Annotated in this window: 15 protein-coding genes; 5 read left to right on the forward strand and 10 right to left on the reverse strand. The window is 59.6% G+C overall.

What is annotated here, in order from left to right; all coding sequences use genetic code 11:
• Window positions 1-41: 41 nt before the first annotated feature.
• Window positions 42-1,373, reverse strand: a complete 1,332-nt coding sequence (locus ACOYXI_RS26555) for a putative porin (RefSeq protein WP_098967717.1) — start codon at window positions 1,371-1,373, stop codon at window positions 42-44.
• A 278-nt stretch (window positions 1,374-1,651) separates the two neighbouring features.
• On the opposite strand from ACOYXI_RS26555, the gene ACOYXI_RS26560 reads away from it, so the two are divergent.
• Window positions 1,652-2,776 (forward strand): GNAT family N-acetyltransferase, encoded by a 1,125-nt coding sequence (locus tag ACOYXI_RS26560; RefSeq protein WP_134785689.1) that lies wholly within the window; start codon window positions 1,652-1,654, stop codon window positions 2,774-2,776.
• A 114-nt stretch (window positions 2,777-2,890) separates the two neighbouring features.
• Here the strand turns inward: ACOYXI_RS26560 and aqpZ are convergent, their stop codons facing one another.
• From aqpZ to ACOYXI_RS26585, 5 genes are all read right to left on the reverse strand, one after another.
• Window positions 2,891-3,586 (reverse strand): aquaporin Z, encoded by a 696-nt coding sequence (gene aqpZ / locus ACOYXI_RS26565; RefSeq protein ID WP_134785690.1) that lies wholly within the window; start codon window positions 3,584-3,586, stop codon window positions 2,891-2,893.
• 291 nt (window positions 3,587-3,877) lie between these two features.
• Window positions 3,878-5,710: an ABC transporter ATP-binding protein gene (locus tag ACOYXI_RS26570; protein ID WP_461675474.1), complete on the reverse strand. Its 1,833-nt coding sequence runs from the start codon at window positions 5,708-5,710 to the stop codon at window positions 3,878-3,880.
• An 88-nt stretch (window positions 5,711-5,798) separates the two neighbouring features.
• A complete protein-coding gene (locus tag ACOYXI_RS26575) occupies window positions 5,799-6,362 on the reverse strand; it encodes a peptidylprolyl isomerase (protein WP_095138580.1) in 564 nt (187 codons plus the stop codon).
• Between the two features lie 3 nt (window positions 6,363-6,365).
• On the reverse strand, window positions 6,366-7,169 hold the full coding sequence (locus tag ACOYXI_RS26580; protein WP_096796627.1) for an alpha/beta fold hydrolase: 804 nt from the start codon (window positions 7,167-7,169) through the stop codon (window positions 6,366-6,368).
• Window positions 7,170-7,183: 14 nt separating this feature from the next.
• Complete coding sequence (locus ACOYXI_RS26585; protein ID WP_027614550.1) at window positions 7,184-8,107, reverse strand: LysR family transcriptional regulator; 924 nt, start codon at window positions 8,105-8,107, stop codon at window positions 7,184-7,186.
• A gap of 49 nt (window positions 8,108-8,156) precedes the next feature.
• Between ACOYXI_RS26585 and ACOYXI_RS26590 the strand changes: the two genes are divergently transcribed.
• The 3 genes from ACOYXI_RS26590 (at window position 8,157) to ACOYXI_RS26600 (ending at window position 10,512) form a co-directional block, all read left to right on the forward strand.
• Window positions 8,157-8,471: a 3-phosphoglycerate kinase gene (locus ACOYXI_RS26590; protein WP_098967723.1), complete on the forward strand. Its 315-nt coding sequence runs from the start codon at window positions 8,157-8,159 to the stop codon at window positions 8,469-8,471.
• A 231-nt stretch (window positions 8,472-8,702) separates the two neighbouring features.
• Window positions 8,703-9,302 carry an FMN-dependent NADH-azoreductase gene (locus ACOYXI_RS26595; RefSeq protein WP_096796629.1) on the forward strand — a complete coding sequence of 200 codons (600 nt, stop codon included), beginning with the start codon at window positions 8,703-8,705 and terminating at the stop codon, window positions 9,300-9,302.
• Between the two features lie 343 nt (window positions 9,303-9,645).
• Window positions 9,646-10,512 (forward strand): carboxylate/amino acid/amine transporter, encoded by an 867-nt coding sequence (locus ACOYXI_RS26600; protein ID WP_098967727.1) that lies wholly within the window; start codon window positions 9,646-9,648, stop codon window positions 10,510-10,512.
• Window positions 10,513-10,622: 110 nt separating this feature from the next.
• On the opposite strand, the gene ACOYXI_RS26605 is transcribed toward ACOYXI_RS26600, so the two are convergent.
• Window positions 10,623-11,921 (reverse strand): mechanosensitive ion channel family protein, encoded by a 1,299-nt coding sequence (locus ACOYXI_RS26605; RefSeq protein ID WP_134785692.1) that lies wholly within the window; start codon window positions 11,919-11,921, stop codon window positions 10,623-10,625.
• A gap of 191 nt (window positions 11,922-12,112) precedes the next feature.
• Between ACOYXI_RS26605 and ACOYXI_RS26610 the strand changes: the two genes are divergently transcribed.
• Window positions 12,113-13,453: a DEAD/DEAH box helicase gene (locus ACOYXI_RS26610; RefSeq protein ID WP_041070247.1), complete on the forward strand. Its 1,341-nt coding sequence runs from the start codon at window positions 12,113-12,115 to the stop codon at window positions 13,451-13,453.
• 62 nt (window positions 13,454-13,515) lie between these two features.
• On the opposite strand, the gene ACOYXI_RS26615 is transcribed toward ACOYXI_RS26610, so the two are convergent.
• The 3 genes from ACOYXI_RS26615 to ACOYXI_RS26625 all read right to left on the reverse strand — a co-directional run bounded on the left by ACOYXI_RS26615 (window position 13,516) and on the right by ACOYXI_RS26625 (window position 15,250).
• Window positions 13,516-14,115, reverse strand: a complete 600-nt coding sequence (locus ACOYXI_RS26615) for a hypothetical protein (protein ID WP_139055238.1) — start codon at window positions 14,113-14,115, stop codon at window positions 13,516-13,518.
• 12 nt (window positions 14,116-14,127) lie between these two features.
• Entirely contained in the window at window positions 14,128-14,712 is a 585-nt protein-coding gene (locus ACOYXI_RS26620; RefSeq protein WP_210557871.1) for a papain-like cysteine protease family protein, read from the reverse strand.
• Window positions 14,713-14,974: 262 nt separating this feature from the next.
• Complete coding sequence (locus tag ACOYXI_RS26625) at window positions 14,975-15,250, reverse strand: hypothetical protein (protein ID WP_461675475.1); 276 nt, start codon at window positions 15,248-15,250, stop codon at window positions 14,975-14,977.
• Window positions 15,251-15,620 lie beyond the last annotated feature (370 nt).

Below are 15,620 nucleotides of genomic sequence, written 5' to 3' on the forward strand. Positions count from 1 at the left end.
GGGGATCGTCCCGCCCGCGTCAGGCTAGAGGGTGATGCGTTTTAGAACTTGGCTTCGGCATCCAGTTGCAGCGTATTGATGTCGGAGTCGGTCTTCTTCAGGCTGGCGTTGGTGTAGTCCGAGTTGGCCATGAAGTAGGTGGCACCCAGGGTGAAGTTCTTGTCCAGCTCGTAGCTGACTTTCAGCTTGCTGCCGCGCGAACCGGTGTAGCCGTTGGCGAAGTCGGAGTCGGTGAAGGCACCGACCACCGCGTTACGCTGTACGTCGCGGTAGTTGTAGTCGATCCCGAAGCCATAAACCTTGGTTTTCACGCCGGCCAGCCAGCCAGTGTCCTGGTCGTTGCTGGCGTCTTTGTTGTTGACGTACTGACCGTAGATCGACAGCGGTACTGGCAGGTTGGCGATGTCCAGTTGACCAAAACCTTCATACAGTTTGAAGGTTTCGTTCGGGCTGTTGCCGTTGACGGCCAAGGCACATGGCGCAGTGACGGTGCCAGTGGTCGGGCAGGCGCTGTCCTTGTCATTGTCGTAGGAATAGAGGCTGCCACCCAGGGTCAGTTTCAGGCTGTCGGTCAGTGCGAAGCGACCGCCCAACTGGCCAGCGTACAGACGCAGGTCGTGCTTGAACTGCACGCCTTCGCCGTCGACGTTGTCCTTGAGGGTGTAGTGGCCGGCGCTACCGAACAGCTCGGTGCTGCCGTTCAACGGATACTTGTAGGTGACGGCCAGGCCTTCCGGGTTGATGTCGCTGTCCCAGATGATGTCGCCCATGCTCACCCACGGCTGGTTCATCTTACCGGCGATCAGGTGCAGGTTCTTGATTGCGTCAGGGTGGTAGTCGACGTAACCCTGGTCGAGCCAGATCTGCTTCTTGTCGAAGTAGTTGTTCAGGTCCTGGTTGGTGGAGCGGGCGTCGTCGCTGCTGCCGGTGGCGATACGGATACCGGTGTCCACCTGCGGGTTGATTTCGGTGTAGGCACCCAGACGGGCACGAATGCGCTGACGGTCCTGGTCCTTGCTGTTCGGCACGCCATCGTTCTTGACGGTCTCCTGACGGAAACGCACGTCGCCCTTGAACTGGGTCTTGGCGGCCCAGGCGAGTTTCTGGTCGAAGGAGCTCAGCTCATTGGTTTTCTTCGCGGTCGCCGCGATCTGCTCGTTGGTCTCTTGCTGCGCCTGCTGCGCGATTTGCTGAGCCTTCTGATCCTTGGCCAGTTCAGTTTGCAGTTCTACGTACTGCGCCTGGGAAATGGAACCGTTAGCCTTGAGCATGTCGAGCAGTTTGGCGTCGACTGCAGCACTGGCCGGAACGCTCATGGCCAGCAACAGGCCACCGCACAGGGCCGCCGCAGTTTTCGTGGAAGCAAGACGCATAGCAATCTCCGAAGATGAGAGGGATGGCAGAACCATCCGGGGCACACCGACGCGCACGTCGGAAAACAGTGTCCGGGTAGAACCCGGCGCTCTAAAAACAGGAGCGAGTATCGCGATGGTTTATGACAGAGCAGTGGCTAAGTGATGTCATGTCGATGACGATACAAAGTTGTCCTGAACTATTGATCTAGAGCGCTGTCGTCCGATTGCTCGTGTGCAAAGGGCAGCGATAAGCGATACTCGCGGGGCTTTGAAGCCCGGAAGTGGAGAGTCAGTTGATGCCGTTGCAACGCCTGCAAAGCCTGTCAGAAATCGCCCCTGCGACCTGGGATGCACTGGTGCCCGAGAACCAGCCGTTTTTGCGGCACGCCTTTCTCTCGGCCCTTGAAGACAGCGGCAGCGTTGGCCCGCATACGGGGTGGCAAGCCGAGCATCTGCTGCACGTCGAAGACGATCGGCTGATCGCGGCGCTGCCCAGTTATCGCAAGTGGCATTCCTACGGCGAGTACGTGTTCGATCACGGCTGGGCCGATGCCTGCGCCCGGGCCGGCATCGATTACTACCCCAAACTGCTGACGGCGGTGCCGTTCAGTCCGGTCAGCGGGCCACGCTTGCTGGCCGCCCGGGTCGAGGACGGTTTCGAACTGCTCAAGAGCCTGCCGGGTTATCTGGAAATCGAGGAGCTTTCCAGCGCGCACATCAATTTCACCGACCCGTTCACCGATGCCGCCATGGCCGAGCAGCCGGGCTGGCTGCAACGTATCGGCTGTCAGTATCACTGGCAGAATCGCGGTTATCGGGACTTCCAGGATTTTCTCGACGCGCTCAGTTCGCGCAAGCGCAAGCAAATGCGTAAAGAGCGCGAGCAAGTGGCGGGGCAGGGCTTCGAGTTCGAATGGCTGGAAGGGCGTGAGCTGGACGAGGCGCAATGGGATTTTGTCTACGCCTGCTATGCCAACACCTACGCCGTGCGCCGCCAGGCGCCGTACCTGACGCGCGAGTTTTTCAGTCTGCTGGCTGCGCGGATGCCGGAGGCGATTCGGGTGGTGCTGGCCAAACAGGGTTCACGTCCGGTGGCGATGGCCTTCAGTCTGGTCGGAGGCGACAGCTTCTACGGACGTTATTGGGGCTGTCTGGCCGAGTTTGACCGGCTGCATTTCGAGACGTGTTTCTATCAGGGCATGGACTATGCGATTGCCCAGGGGTATCAGCGCTTTGATGCCGGCGCTCAGGGCGAGCACAAGCTGATTCGCGGCTTTGAACCGGTGATCACCCACTCGTGGCACTACCTGCGTCATCCCGGTCTGAAAGCCGCAGTTAAAGACTTCCTGCAACAGGAACGTGCTGGCGTCCTTGCGTACGCCGAAGAAGCGAAAACCGCCTTGCCCTATCGCCAGACATAGATCCTTTGTAGGAGTGAGCCTGCTCGCGATAGCGATCTGTCAGAGCCATTGATGTTGACTGACACACCGCTATCGCGAGCAGGCTCACTCCTACAAAGGGATCTCAGGCACCCCTCAGGTTTCTTCTTTGCCCAACCAGCGATAAATCCCGCCACCGACCACCGCACCAATCAGCGGCGCGACCCAGAACATCCACAACTGCGCGATCGCCCAGCCGCCGACCATCAGCGCCGGCCCGGTGCTACGAGCCGGGTTGACCGAAGTGTTGGTGACCGGAATCGAGATCAGGTGAATCAGCGTCAGCCCCAGGCCGATGGCAATCGGTGCGAGGCCCGCCGGGGCGCGTTTGTCGGTGGCGCCGAGGATGATGATCACGAACATCCCGGTCATCACCAGCTCGGTGACAAAGCCTGCCGCCATCGAGTATTTGCCGGGCGAGTGCTCGCCGTACCCATTGGACGCCAGACCTGCTGCGATGTCGAAACCCTCCTTGCCGCTGGCGATGTAGTAGAGCAGCGCGGCGGCGAGTATCCCGCCGAGCACCTGGGCGATGATGTAGGCGGGTAGCTCTTTTGCTGGAAACCGTCCGCCGACCACCAACCCGACCGATACCGCCGGATTGAGATGACATCCGCTGATGTGGCCGATGGCGAACGCCATGGTCAGCACCGTCAGACCAAACGCCAGGGCCACCCCCAGCACCCCGATGCCCAGAGGCGAAGACGCGGCGAGCACCGCACTGCCACAACCACCCAGAACCAGCCAGAACGTACCCAACAACTCAGTAACTGAACGTTTGAACAGAGACATGAGAGAGTCCTTGATAGCCCATGCTATCGAGACTGTATTGCGTTGTGCTTCCCAGCAGATTTACGACAGGTTCCGTGCTGGAACCTTGGCTGAGTACAGCACGCTTTGGATGGATTTCCAGCAGCCATGAAAAAACCGCCAGAGCCCGTGGTTAGAGGGCTGTGGCGGTTCTCAATATATTGTGGGAGGGGGCTTGCTCCCGAATGCGGTGTGTCAGACAAATGTTCGGTACTGACACCCCGCTTTCGGGAGCAAGCCCCCTCCCACATTGGAGTTGTATTGATTCAATGATCAATCGATCCCGACAAATCCCCCGGTCTGGTGCGCCCACAACCGCGCATACAATCCGCGATGCGCCAGCAGTTCGGCGTGGGTACCGCTCTCGGCGATCTTGCCGTTTTCCAGCACTACCAGCCGATCCATGCGAGCGATGGTCGAGAGACGGTGAGCAATGGCGATCACGGTTTTGCCTTGCATCAGGGTTTCCAGGCTTTCCTGGATCGCCGCTTCGACTTCCGAGTCGAGTGCCGAGGTTGCTTCGTCCATGATCAGGATCGGCGCGTCCTTGAGCAGCACCCGGGCAATCGCAATGCGCTGGCGCTGACCGCCGGACAGTTTCACCCCGCGTTCGCCGACGTGCGCGTCGAAACCGGTACGGCCCTCAGCGTCCGACAGCAGCGGAATGAACTCGTCGGCGCGGGCCTTGTGCACCGCGTCCCAGAGTTCGGCGTCGGTGGCGTCAGGCTTGCCATACAGCAAGTTGTCGCGGATCGAGCGGTGCAGCAGGGAGGTGTCCTGCGTGATCATGCCGATGCGTGCGCGCAGGCTTTCCTGGCCGACTTCAGCGATGTTCTGCCCATCGATCAGGATCCGTCCGCCCTCTACGTCATACAGGCGCAGCAGCAGGTTGACCAAGGTCGATTTGCCGGCGCCGGATGGCCCGATCAGGCCGATTTTCTCGCCGGGTTTAATGGTCAGGTTGAGGTCGCCGATGATGCCTTTCTTCTTGCCGTAGTGAAAATCCACGTGCTCGAAACGCACTTCGCCACGAGCCACGGCCAGCGGTTTGGCCTGCTCGCGATCAGTGACGCTGACCGGTTGCGAGATGGTCTGCAGACCGTCCTGGACCATGCCGATGTTTTCGAAGATGCCGGTGACTACCCACATGATCCAGCCGGACATATTGACGATACGAATCACCAGACCGGTGGCCAGGGCGATAGCACCGACGGTGATCAGCGACTGCGTCCACAGCCACAGCGCCAGCGCGGTGGTGCCGACGATCAACAGGCCGTTCATGGTGGTGATCGCCACGTCCATGCTGGTCACCACGCGGCCGGCCATCTGCGCCTTGACCGTCTGTTCTTCGATGGCTTCCTTGGCGTAGTGCTGTTCGAAATTGGTGTGGGCGAACAGCTTCAGGGTGGCGATGTTGGTGTAGCCGTCGACGATCCGCCCCATCAGTTTCGAGCGCGCGTCGGAAGCTTCCACCGAACGCTCTTTCACCCGCGGCACGAAGTAGTACAGCGCGCCGATGTAGGCAGCGATCCACGTCAGCAGCGGGATCATCAGGCGCCAGTCGGCTTCGGCGAACAGCACCAGCGAACTGATCGCGTAGATCACCACATGCCACAGCGCATCCACCGCTTGCACCGCCGAATCGCGCAGCGAGTTGCCGGTCTGCATGATGCGTTGGGCGATGCGCCCGGCGAAGTCGTTCTGGAAGAAATTCAGGCTCTGCTTGAGCACGTAACTGTGGTTCTGCCAGCGGATCATGCTGGTCATGCCGGGGCTGAGGGTCTGATGCACCAGCAGGTCGTGCAGGCCGAAAAAGATCGGCCGCAGTACCAGGGCGACTACCACCATCCACGTCAGTTCGAGGGCGTGGTCGCTGAAGAAATTCGGGTTGGACGTGCCTTGGGCCAGGTCGATGATGCGGCTCAGGTAGCTGAACAGCGCGACTTCGATCAACGCGGCAAACAGGCCGACGACGAGCAGGGCGGCGAAACTCGGCCAGACCTGCTTGAGGTAATAGGTATAGAAGGGCCAGACACGATCCGGAGGGGAGGCCGTGGGGGCGTCGCGGAATATGTCGATCAGTTGTTCGAAACGGCGATAGAGCATCAGATAACCGCCCGGATGCCGGGCTCTCCTTTTATCGGTGTGAGCGGCGTGGCTTCAGGCCAGCGCCGCTCGAAACGCCCTGTACAGCTTAGTCGATGACTTTGGCCGACTTGATGATCACAGGGTCGACAGGCACGTTTTGCATGCCCTGTTTGGTGGTGGTTTGCGAGTTGACGATGATGTCGACCACGTCCATGCCTTTGACCACTTTGGCGAATACCGCGTAACCGGCATCACGGCCCGGATCGAGGAAGGCGTTGTCGGCGACGTTGATGAAGAACTGGCTGGTGGCCGAATCAGGGTTGGAGGTACGGGCCATCGACAAAGTGCCGCGAACGTTATGCAGACCGTTGCTGGCTTCGTTCTTGATCGGCGCCTTGGTTTCTTTCTGCTGCATCTGTGGCGTGAAACCGCCGCCCTGAGCCATGAAGCCCGGGATCACGCGGTGGAAAATGGTGTTGGTGTAAAAACCGCTGTTGACGTAATCCAGAAAGTTTTTGGTACTGATTGGCGCCTTGACCGGGTCCAGTTCGATTTCGATCTGGCCGTTGGTAGTGTCCAGCAGCACGTGCGGTGCTTTGGCCGGGGTGGCAGCCATCAGGTTGGCAGCAAACAGCACGGTGCCGGCGGCGAGGGCGAGTTTTTTCAGCATGGGTCAGTGATCCTGAGATTGAATGTCGGCTGCGGCGAGAAACTCCAGCAGCGTTTGGTTGAAGTGTTCGGGTTGATCGAGCGGGGTGGCGTGGCGCGAGTCGGCGATGACCACCAGCCGCGCATCGGGCAGCAGTTTTACATAGGTTTCTTTCAGTGCTACCGGCGTGTAGTCACGGTCGGCAGTCACGATGAGGGTTGGACAGGTCACCCGGGAAAGTCGTTCCTGGACGCCCCAGCCAACAATCGCATCGAAGCTGGCGAGATAAGCACGTTTGTCGTTTTTTGCCCAGCGTTCGGCCATTTTCTGCCGCAGATCAGCCTGCTCGGGTTTCGGGAACAGTTTGCCGCCTAATGCCTTGCCAATGGTCGCGAGGCTGAGCACGCGCATCAGGCTCCAGCGCTTGAACCACTGCCAGTAATCGTCGCGGCTGCGCAGTTTGACCTCGGGGGCGCTGTTGACGATGGTCAGGCTTTTCAGCATTTGCGGCTGATCGACGCCGAACTGAAAGCCGATCATCCCGCCCATCGACAGCCCGACGTAATGCACCGGGCCGAGTTTCAGGTGTTCGATCAACGCCAGCAGATCGGCGCTGAACCCGGCGATGCTGTAGCGCTCGCGAGGTTTGTCCGAGCGACCGTGACCACGTATATCCGGAACGATCACCCGGTAGTGCGCCGACAGCGCCGGGATCTGCATTTCCCAGTCCAGGGTGCTCGAACCCAGTCCGTGAACCAGTAGCAACGGGGTGCCGTGGCCATATTCCTCGTAGTGCAGGTTGCAACCTTCATGTTCGAAATAGGCCATCGGTGAACTCCGTGTCAGGCTTGCTCGGGGGCGGCGAACGGTGCGTCAAGCGGCAAAGTGTCGAAGGTACGCAACAGTTCGATGAGGATTTGTGTGGCCGGGCCCAGCGGTTTGTCCTTGTTCGAATACAGATAGAAGCTCGGGTTGCGGCTGCCACCCTGATCCAACGGTAGCAGCTTGAGCGTGCCTTCCTTCAATTCCCGTTCGATCATGTGCCGTGGCAGCCAGGCAAAGCCCAGGCCGCTGCTGACGAACGTGGCAGCCGTGGCGAGGCTGCCGACGGTCCAGCGCTGTTCGGCGCCGAGCCAGCCGACGTCGCGTGGTTGCTGGCGGCCGGAGTCGCGGATCACCACCTGCATCTGGGTTTCCAGGTCCTGGAAGCTCAGCTCGCGGTTGAGCCGATGCAGGGCGTGATCCGGGTGGGCGACGGCGACGAACTCGACGTCGCTCAATTCCGCACCGAGGTAGCCGGGAATGCTCAGGCCGGTGATCGCCAGATCGGCGACGCCTTCGAGCAAGACTTCCTCGACCCCCGACAGCACTTCTTCGCGCAGACGCACGCGGCAGCCGCGACTCTGCGGCATGAACGCGGTCAGCGCCCGGACGATACGGGCGCTCGGGTAGGCCGCATCGACCACCAGCCGCACCTCTGCCTCCCAGCCTTGCTCCATGTGATGGGCGAGGTCTTCCAGTTGGCTGGCCTGTTTCACCAGTTGTCGCGAGCGGCGCAGCAGCACACCGCCGGCTTCGGTGAGCACCGCTTTACGACCGTCAATGCGCAGCAACGGCACGCCGAGCTGGTCCTGCATGCGGGCGACGGTGTAACTCACCGAAGATTGCGAACGGTGCAAAACCTCGGCGGCCTGGGCGAAACCACCGTGGTCGACCACGGCCTGCAATGTTCGCCATTGATCAAGGGTCACGCGGGGCGCTTTCATCAATAGCTCCTCTTGTCCTAAGCTGGCCGTCCCTCATGGAGACTGGCGAATGAAAAAATTCTGTTGTGTGGTGCTCGCGTTGCTGCCGCTGACTGCGTTTGCTTACCCGATCGATGTGCAGAAGAACCTCAATGGCTTGAAGATCGACTACGAGACCTTCGACACCGACAAAGACATCGGCTCCATCCGGGTCGCCAACTACGGTGATGTCGACGCGACCTGCAAAGTCGTTTTCAACAATGGTCCGGAAGCACCGCGTACGCGCAACATCGAAGTCCCGGCCCGCAAGCATACGAATGCCACGGCCAAGTTCTCCCGCGAGATCATCAGGCTGCGCATCGATTTGAGCTGCAGCCCGAAATAACACCGTCAATCCCTTGTGGGAGCGAGCTTGCTCGCGAATTGGCCGTTTCAGTCGACATCATTGTTGAATGACACACCGCTTTCGCGAGCAAGCTCGCTCCCACAGGCGGCAAGTGCATCTAAACGAATTATTCGATGCTTTGCAGCAATTATTTGCGCTTTTTCATCGATACGACCCTGTTTAACCTTCACTCCATCGACCTACAACATTCTCGGATGGAGACTACACACCATGTCCCGCGTTCTGATCATCGAAAGCAGCGCCCGCCAGCAAGATTCGGTTTCCCGTCAACTGACCCAGACCTTCATTGGTCAGTGGAAAGCGGCGCATCCCAACGATCAGATCACCGTGCGTGACCTCGCCGTGAATCCCGTTCCACACCTGGACGCCAACCTGCTGGGCGGCTGGATGAAGCCTGCCGAGCAGCGCAACGCCAGCGAACAATCGTCGCTGGAGCGCTCCAACGAATTGACCGACGAGCTGCTCGCTGCCGACGTACTGGTGATGGCTGCGCCGATGTACAACTTCGCGATCCCGAGCACCCTCAAGGCCTGGCTCGACCACGTGCTGCGTGCCGGCGTGACCTTCAAGTACACCGAAACCGGCCCGCAAGGCCTGCTCAGCGGCAAACGTGCCTACGTGCTGACCGCTCGCGGCGGCATCTACGCCGGCGGCCCGGCCGACCATCAGGAACCGTACCTGCGTCAGGTCATGGGTTTCATCGGCATCCACGACGTGACCTTCATTCACGCCGAAGGCATGAACCTGGGCGGCGACTTCCAGGAGAAGGGCCTGAATCAGGCCAACGCCAAACTGTCCCAGGTCGCTTGATATGTTAATCGCCAGATAATCGCCGCTTGTTTAAGTGACCTGGCGCAACCCCTTCAAGGCTCTACGCGCATCGAACCTCCCTTTGCACTTGTTGCTCCTGAGTGCTGTAGCCCGATTGAACGCTTTAGCGAGATCGGGCTTTTTTTTGCCTGGGATTATCTGAGCAACGTGTAACCCCTGTGGGAGCGGGCTTGCTCGCGAAGGCGGTGTGTCAGTCAACTATTCGTCGACTGACACGATGCCTTCGCGAGCAAGCTCGCTCCCACAGGGTTCAGTGTTGCCTGAGGTTCGCGGTCTGGCGCAAAAACCGCTATCGTCGCCGCCATTCGAAACAGAGGCGACCATGGGCTATCTACTTTTTGTCACGCTGATCCAGGCGTTTTCCTTCAGTCTGATCGGCGAATACCTCGCCGGGCATGTCGACAGCTACTTTGCAGTGCTGGTGCGCGTGGTGCTGGCCGGGCTGGTGTTCATTCCGTTGACCCGCTGGCGCTCGGTGGAGCCTTCGTTCATGCGCGGCATGCTGCTGATCGGCGCGTTGCAGTTCGGCATCACCTACGTTTGCCTGTACCTGAGCTTCCGTGTGCTGACGGTGCCGGAGGTGTTGCTGTTCACGATCCTCACGCCGCTGCACGTGACGCTGATCGAAGATGCGCTGAACCGCCGCTTCAATCCGTGGGCGCTGGTGGCCGCGTTGGTAGCGGTGGGCGGTGCGGCGGTGATTCGTTTTGACCGGATCAACCCGGATTTCTTCATGGGCTTTTTGCTGCTGCAACTGGCCAACTTCACCTACGCCGCAGGGCAGGTGCTGTACAAGCATCTGGTGGCAAAACACCCGAGTGATCTGCCGCACTACCGACGTTTCGGCTTCTTCTATCTCGGCGCGTTGGCGGTGGTGTTGCCGGCGTTTCTGCTGTTCGGCAAGTCCAACTTCCTGCCCGAAGCGCCGTTGCAATGGGGCGTGTTGCTGTTCCTCGGTCTGGTCTCGACGGCGCTGGGGATGTACTGGTGGAACAAGGGCGCGTGCATGGTTAACGGCGGCACGCTGGCGGTGATGAACAACCTGCATGTGCCGGTGGGCTTGCTGCTGAACCTGCTGATCTGGAATCAGCATGAGGAACTGGGACGGTTGTTGCTGGGCGGGAGTGTGATTCTGGCGGCGGTGTGGATCAGCCGGTTGGGCATCCGCAAAACTCAAGCCACCGCATAACCCCTGTGGGAGCGGGCTTGCTCGCGAAAGCGGTGTGTCATTCAACGATTATGTTGACTGACCTGACGCCTTCGCGAGCAAGCCCGCTCCCACAGTTTTGATCTGTGGGGTTATAGGAGGTGTTTTTGTGGTTCTGGTATGTGCGCTGAGCCGAGTACAGCCGGCAACAACCCCGAACGCAAATCCCCGCCACTCGGCTGCTGATACAGGCTCAAACCGAACTCCGGCAGCACCGCCAGCAGATAATCGAAAATATCCCCCTGAATCCGCTCGTAATCGGCCCACACCGTGGTGGTCGTGAAGCAGTAGATTTCCAGCGGAATTCCCTGCGCCGTGGTCTGCATCTGCCGCACCATGCAGGTCATGTTCGGCTGCACCTCCGGGTGACTCTTCAAATACGCCAGCGCATAAGCGCGGAAGGTGCCGATGTTGGTCATGCGCCGGCGGTTGGCCGACATCGCCGCGACGTTTCCTTGCGCCTCGTTCCACGCCTTGAGTTCGGCTTTCTTGCGGCCCATGTAGCCGGTCAGCAGGTGTACCTGAGAGAGCTTTTCCTCTTCATCATCGCGGATGAATCGCACGCCGCTGGCGTCGATGAACAGGCTGCGCTTGATCCGTCGCCCGCCGGACTGTTGCATGCCGCGCCAGTTGCGGAACGACTCGGACATCAGGCGCCAGGTCGGGATCGAGACGATGGTCTTGTCGAAGTTCTGCACCTTGACCGTGTGCAAAGTGATGTCGACCACGTCGCCATCGGCGCCGACTTGCGGCATTTCGATCCAGTCGCCGACCCGCAGCATGTCGTTGCTGGTCAGTTGCACGCTGGCAACGAACGACAGCAACGTGTCCTTGTAGACCAACAGAATCACCGCCGACATCGCACCCAGACCGGAGAGCAGCAACAGCGGCGAACGGTCGATGAGGGTGGCGACGATGATGATCGCACCAAACACGTACAAGACCATTTTCGCCAGTTGCACATAGCCCTTGATCGAGCGGGTGCGGGCGTGTTCGGTGCGGGCGTAGATGTCCAGCAGCGCATTGAGCAGGGCGCTGACCGACAGCAGCAGGAACAGGATGGTGAAGGACAGCGCCACGTTGCCGAGGAAAGTCATCGCGGTTTTGCTCAGTTCCGGCACCAGGTGCAGGCCGAACTGGATCACCAGCGACGGGGTCATCTGCGCCAGACGTTGAAACACCTTGTTGTGGCGAAAGTCGTTGATCCAGTGCAGGGCCGGCTGGCGCCCGAGCATGCGGCTGGCATGCAGGATCAGATAGCGTGCCACTCGTCCGAGGACCAGCGCGATCACCAATAGCAGCATCAGCGCCAGGCCGGATTGCAGGAACGGGTGCTGTTCGAGGGCACCCCAGAGGTCTTGGGCGTTGAGCCAGAGCTGTTTGAAATCCATGTGAGCAACGATTCTTCTGTAAGACGCGATGGGCGATTAGAGCATTTAAGACGCTGTGTATTACCGTTGGAGACAAATCGAGCAACAAAAAAGCCACTGATTACGCCCGTTTGTATAAAGAAACTCGGCCTGAGCGCTCGAAACCGGTAACCTATGCAGCTGTTTTTTTGCATATCTTCGAGGTAGCACCCGTGTTTTCCCAATTCGCCCTGCACGAACGCCTGCTCAAAGCCGTGGCCGAGCTGAAATTTGTCGAGCCAACGCCTGTGCAAGCAGCGGCCATTCCGCTGGCGCTCCAGGGGCGTGACCTGCGGGTGACGGCGCAAACCGGTAGCGGCAAGACCGCCGCTTTTGTCCTGCCGATCCTCAACCGCCTGATCGGCCCGGCGAAGATCCGCGTCAGCATCAAGACCCTGATCCTGCTGCCGACCCGCGAACTGGCCCAGCAGACCCTGAAAGAAGTTGAACGCTTCTCGCAGTTCACCTTCATCAAGTCCGGCCTGATCACCGGCGGTGAAGACTTCAAGGTGCAGGCCGCGATGCTGCGCAAGGTGCCGGACATCCTGATCGGTACGCCGGGCCGGATGATCGAGCAACTCAACGCCGGCAACCTCGACCTGAAAGAAGTCGAAGTGCTGGTGCTCGACGAAGCCGACCGTATGCTCGACATGGGCTTCGCCGAAGACGTGCAACGTCTGGTCGACGAATGCCCGAACCGTCAGCAGACCATGCTGTTCTCCGCCACCACCGGTGGTTCCGGCCTGCGCGAGATGATCGCCAAGGTGCTGAACAACCCTGAGCACCTGCAGCTCAACGCGGTCAGCCAACTGAACTCGACCACCCGCCAGCAAATCATCACCGCCGACCACAATCAGCACAAAGAGCAGATTGTGAACTGGCTGCTGGCCAACGAGACCTACCAGAAGGCCATCGTCTTCACCAACACCCGGGCCATGGCCGACCGCATTTACGGCCGCCTCGTGGCTCAGGAATACAAGGCGTTCGTGCTGCACGGCGAGAAAGACCAGAAGGATCGCAAACTGGCGATCGACCGTCTGAAGCAGGGCGGCGTGAAGATTCTGGTAGCGACCGACGTCGCGGCCCGTGGTCTGGACGTTGATGGCCTGGATCTGGTGATCAACTTCGACATGCCACGCAGCGGCGACGAATACGTGCACCGCATCGGTCGTACCGGCCGCGCAGGCAACGACGGTCTGGCGATCTCGCTGATCTGCCACGGCGACTGGAACCTGATGTCGAGCATCGAGCGCTACCTCAAGCAGAGCTTCGAGCGCCGCACCATCAAGGAAGTCAAAGGCACCTACGGCGGGCCGAAGAAGGTCAAGGCCTCGGGCAAGGCTGTCGGGGTGAAGAAGAAAAAGACCGACGCCAAGGGCGACAAGAAGAAGACCGCCGCCAAGACCCCGACCAAGCGCAAGAGCGCCAACCGTCCGAAGCCGGATTCGCTGGTGAGCAGCGACGGCATGGCCCCGCTCAAGCGTCGCAAGCCGGCTGAGCCAGCGGCTGAGTAAGGCGTTTTCGCAGGCAATAAAAAACCCGGACAGTGTCCGGGTTTTTTTATGCGCAGGGTTTGTCAGCTCCCCAACTGTCCGCTGGTGTCTGCGTCAAAGCGCTGTTTGGCGCGATCTGCCGCCGGTTTGAGCTGCGCGAGCAACGCGGCTTCGCTGTACAGCCGCGAGTTCCCGAGCTCTTTCGGCGTCGGCTCGATCGGGATCAGTACATCTTCACCGTCAGCGTGCAGCCAGATCGCCACGACGTGCAGTGCCGAGACAAACAGCACGCGCAATTCAACGCTTTTGCCCTGCAATTGCGGCGCCTGTTCCGCCAGTTTCAACGCGCCCACGGTGTCGGCGGCCCGGGTGCCGTGGTTCAGCGAAGCGAACTCGACATGGCCACGCACCTCGGCCAGTTGCGCATCGGCAATGCTTACGCCGTCGGCAAACACCAGGTAATGCCAATCGCCGATACGTGCGTCTTTCAGACCCTTGCCTTGGCTCAGGTCGTCGAGTGTCAGCGAGTAGCCGCGATAGGCTTCGCTGAGGCTGACTTTGGCCGGTGTCGCGTTGGCGAACTGGCGGTTGATGCCGAAGCCCTGGTTTTGCAGCGCGGCTTGCAGCACCGGACGCAAAGTCTGTACGCCGTTGGAAGGCGCCTTTGGATAAGTCAGTTGCATGATGTCGCCCTCCTAGTTTTTCGCGGTGAAGTAAGTGTGAGTCCAGTTGCCGCCGCCGTTGTACGAACCCGGGAAGGAGTTCAGCGCGCGGGTCGAGTAACCGTAGATCGAGTCGGCGATCAGCACGTAGTTGCCGTTGGTGCCGTAGATCGCCAGGAAGTGCGCACCGCCACCATACCAGGCACAACGCAGGCCGACCGGGCGGCCCATGTTGATCTGGTTCTGAATGGCCGACATCTGCAGCGAACCCTGATTCATCCCGTTATAGCTGCGGGTGGTCTGCAGGGCCGAATCCAGATAGCCGTAGACGTTGCACGGCCCCGGCTGGCTGCAGCAATTGCGGTCCAGTTGGGTGCTGGCGACGCCGCACTGGGTCCATGACCCGGTGCCGTAGTAGTTGCCGACCGAAGCGGAAACAGCGGCCCAGCACCAATTGGTCTGAGTTTGTTTCTGCATCGTGAAGTTAAGGTTGGCAGCGGCCAGTGCCGCCGTTTGCGCAGTGGCTTCAACCTCGACCAGTTGCGGGTCGATCAGGTGGCCAACAAGGCATCTTGGCAGGCTCTCGCCGGTGAACGATGTTGCTTGAGTGGTTAACATTTTTTCAGTCCTCCATGAATGAAAACAAGCGTCCAGCTTGTGATTGTGTTGCGGTATTGCCGAGCGATCGGTGGTTAACGGTTTTCATCTGCGATGAACGGTGCCGATCTCCTTGCTCGATGTAACCTTAGCCAGGATATGCGTTTGTGCAAGAAAATAAATGCACAAATGCATTTTTAAGATCAAAAGATCGCAGCCTTCGGCAGCTCCTACAGGGTCTGGTGTAGGAGCTGCCGAAGGCTGCGATCTTTTGATCTTGCTTTTAGCTGTCGGCTTTTTTCTCAGCCGAGTCCAGTTCCTTCAAGCGCTGATCAATCAACTGGCACTTGTCTGGCAGATCGGCGCTGGCCGTGCCCAAGTCCATCTTCTGCAACTCGGCATTGATTTCCTTGGCCTTGGCCGGATTCTGTTCGGTGAGTCTGGAAACTTCCTTGGCCAGTTGTTCGCGTTTGGCAGTGGCCTCTTCTGGTGTGCAGGCCCAGACCGGCAGGGCGCAGGCTAGGGTGGCGGCGAGGGTGAGCTTGAGCAGGGTTTTCATGGGGGCAGGCCTCCGTTCCGGGTAGGGCGGGTTGATCGGTGGAGGGTTTCGGGCGGTGAAAAGTTCAGTTCCAGTGTTTTTACCAGTCCATTTAGAGTGACCGAACGGTCGCGATCTTCCCCTGAAAAGCAGACCTCTTGAGGAAAGCCACGGGTTAGAGCGGTTGTTGTAAAAGACGCTGTACGACTTATTGACGCCAGAATGATGGCAATCTACCATCGCGCCATCAAATTGATATCAAATTGTGATTTCGAGGGATCGAACAAACTATTCGCCAGCGGTTCTGCGATCGTTTTTGCCACGCTTTGGACGTTCTGACCGAGGCGCGCATTTATCCCCCCTTTTTGCTTGTTCTCTCACTTGGCCCCGT

The organism is Pseudomonas sp. G3-19, from assembly GCF_054855875.1.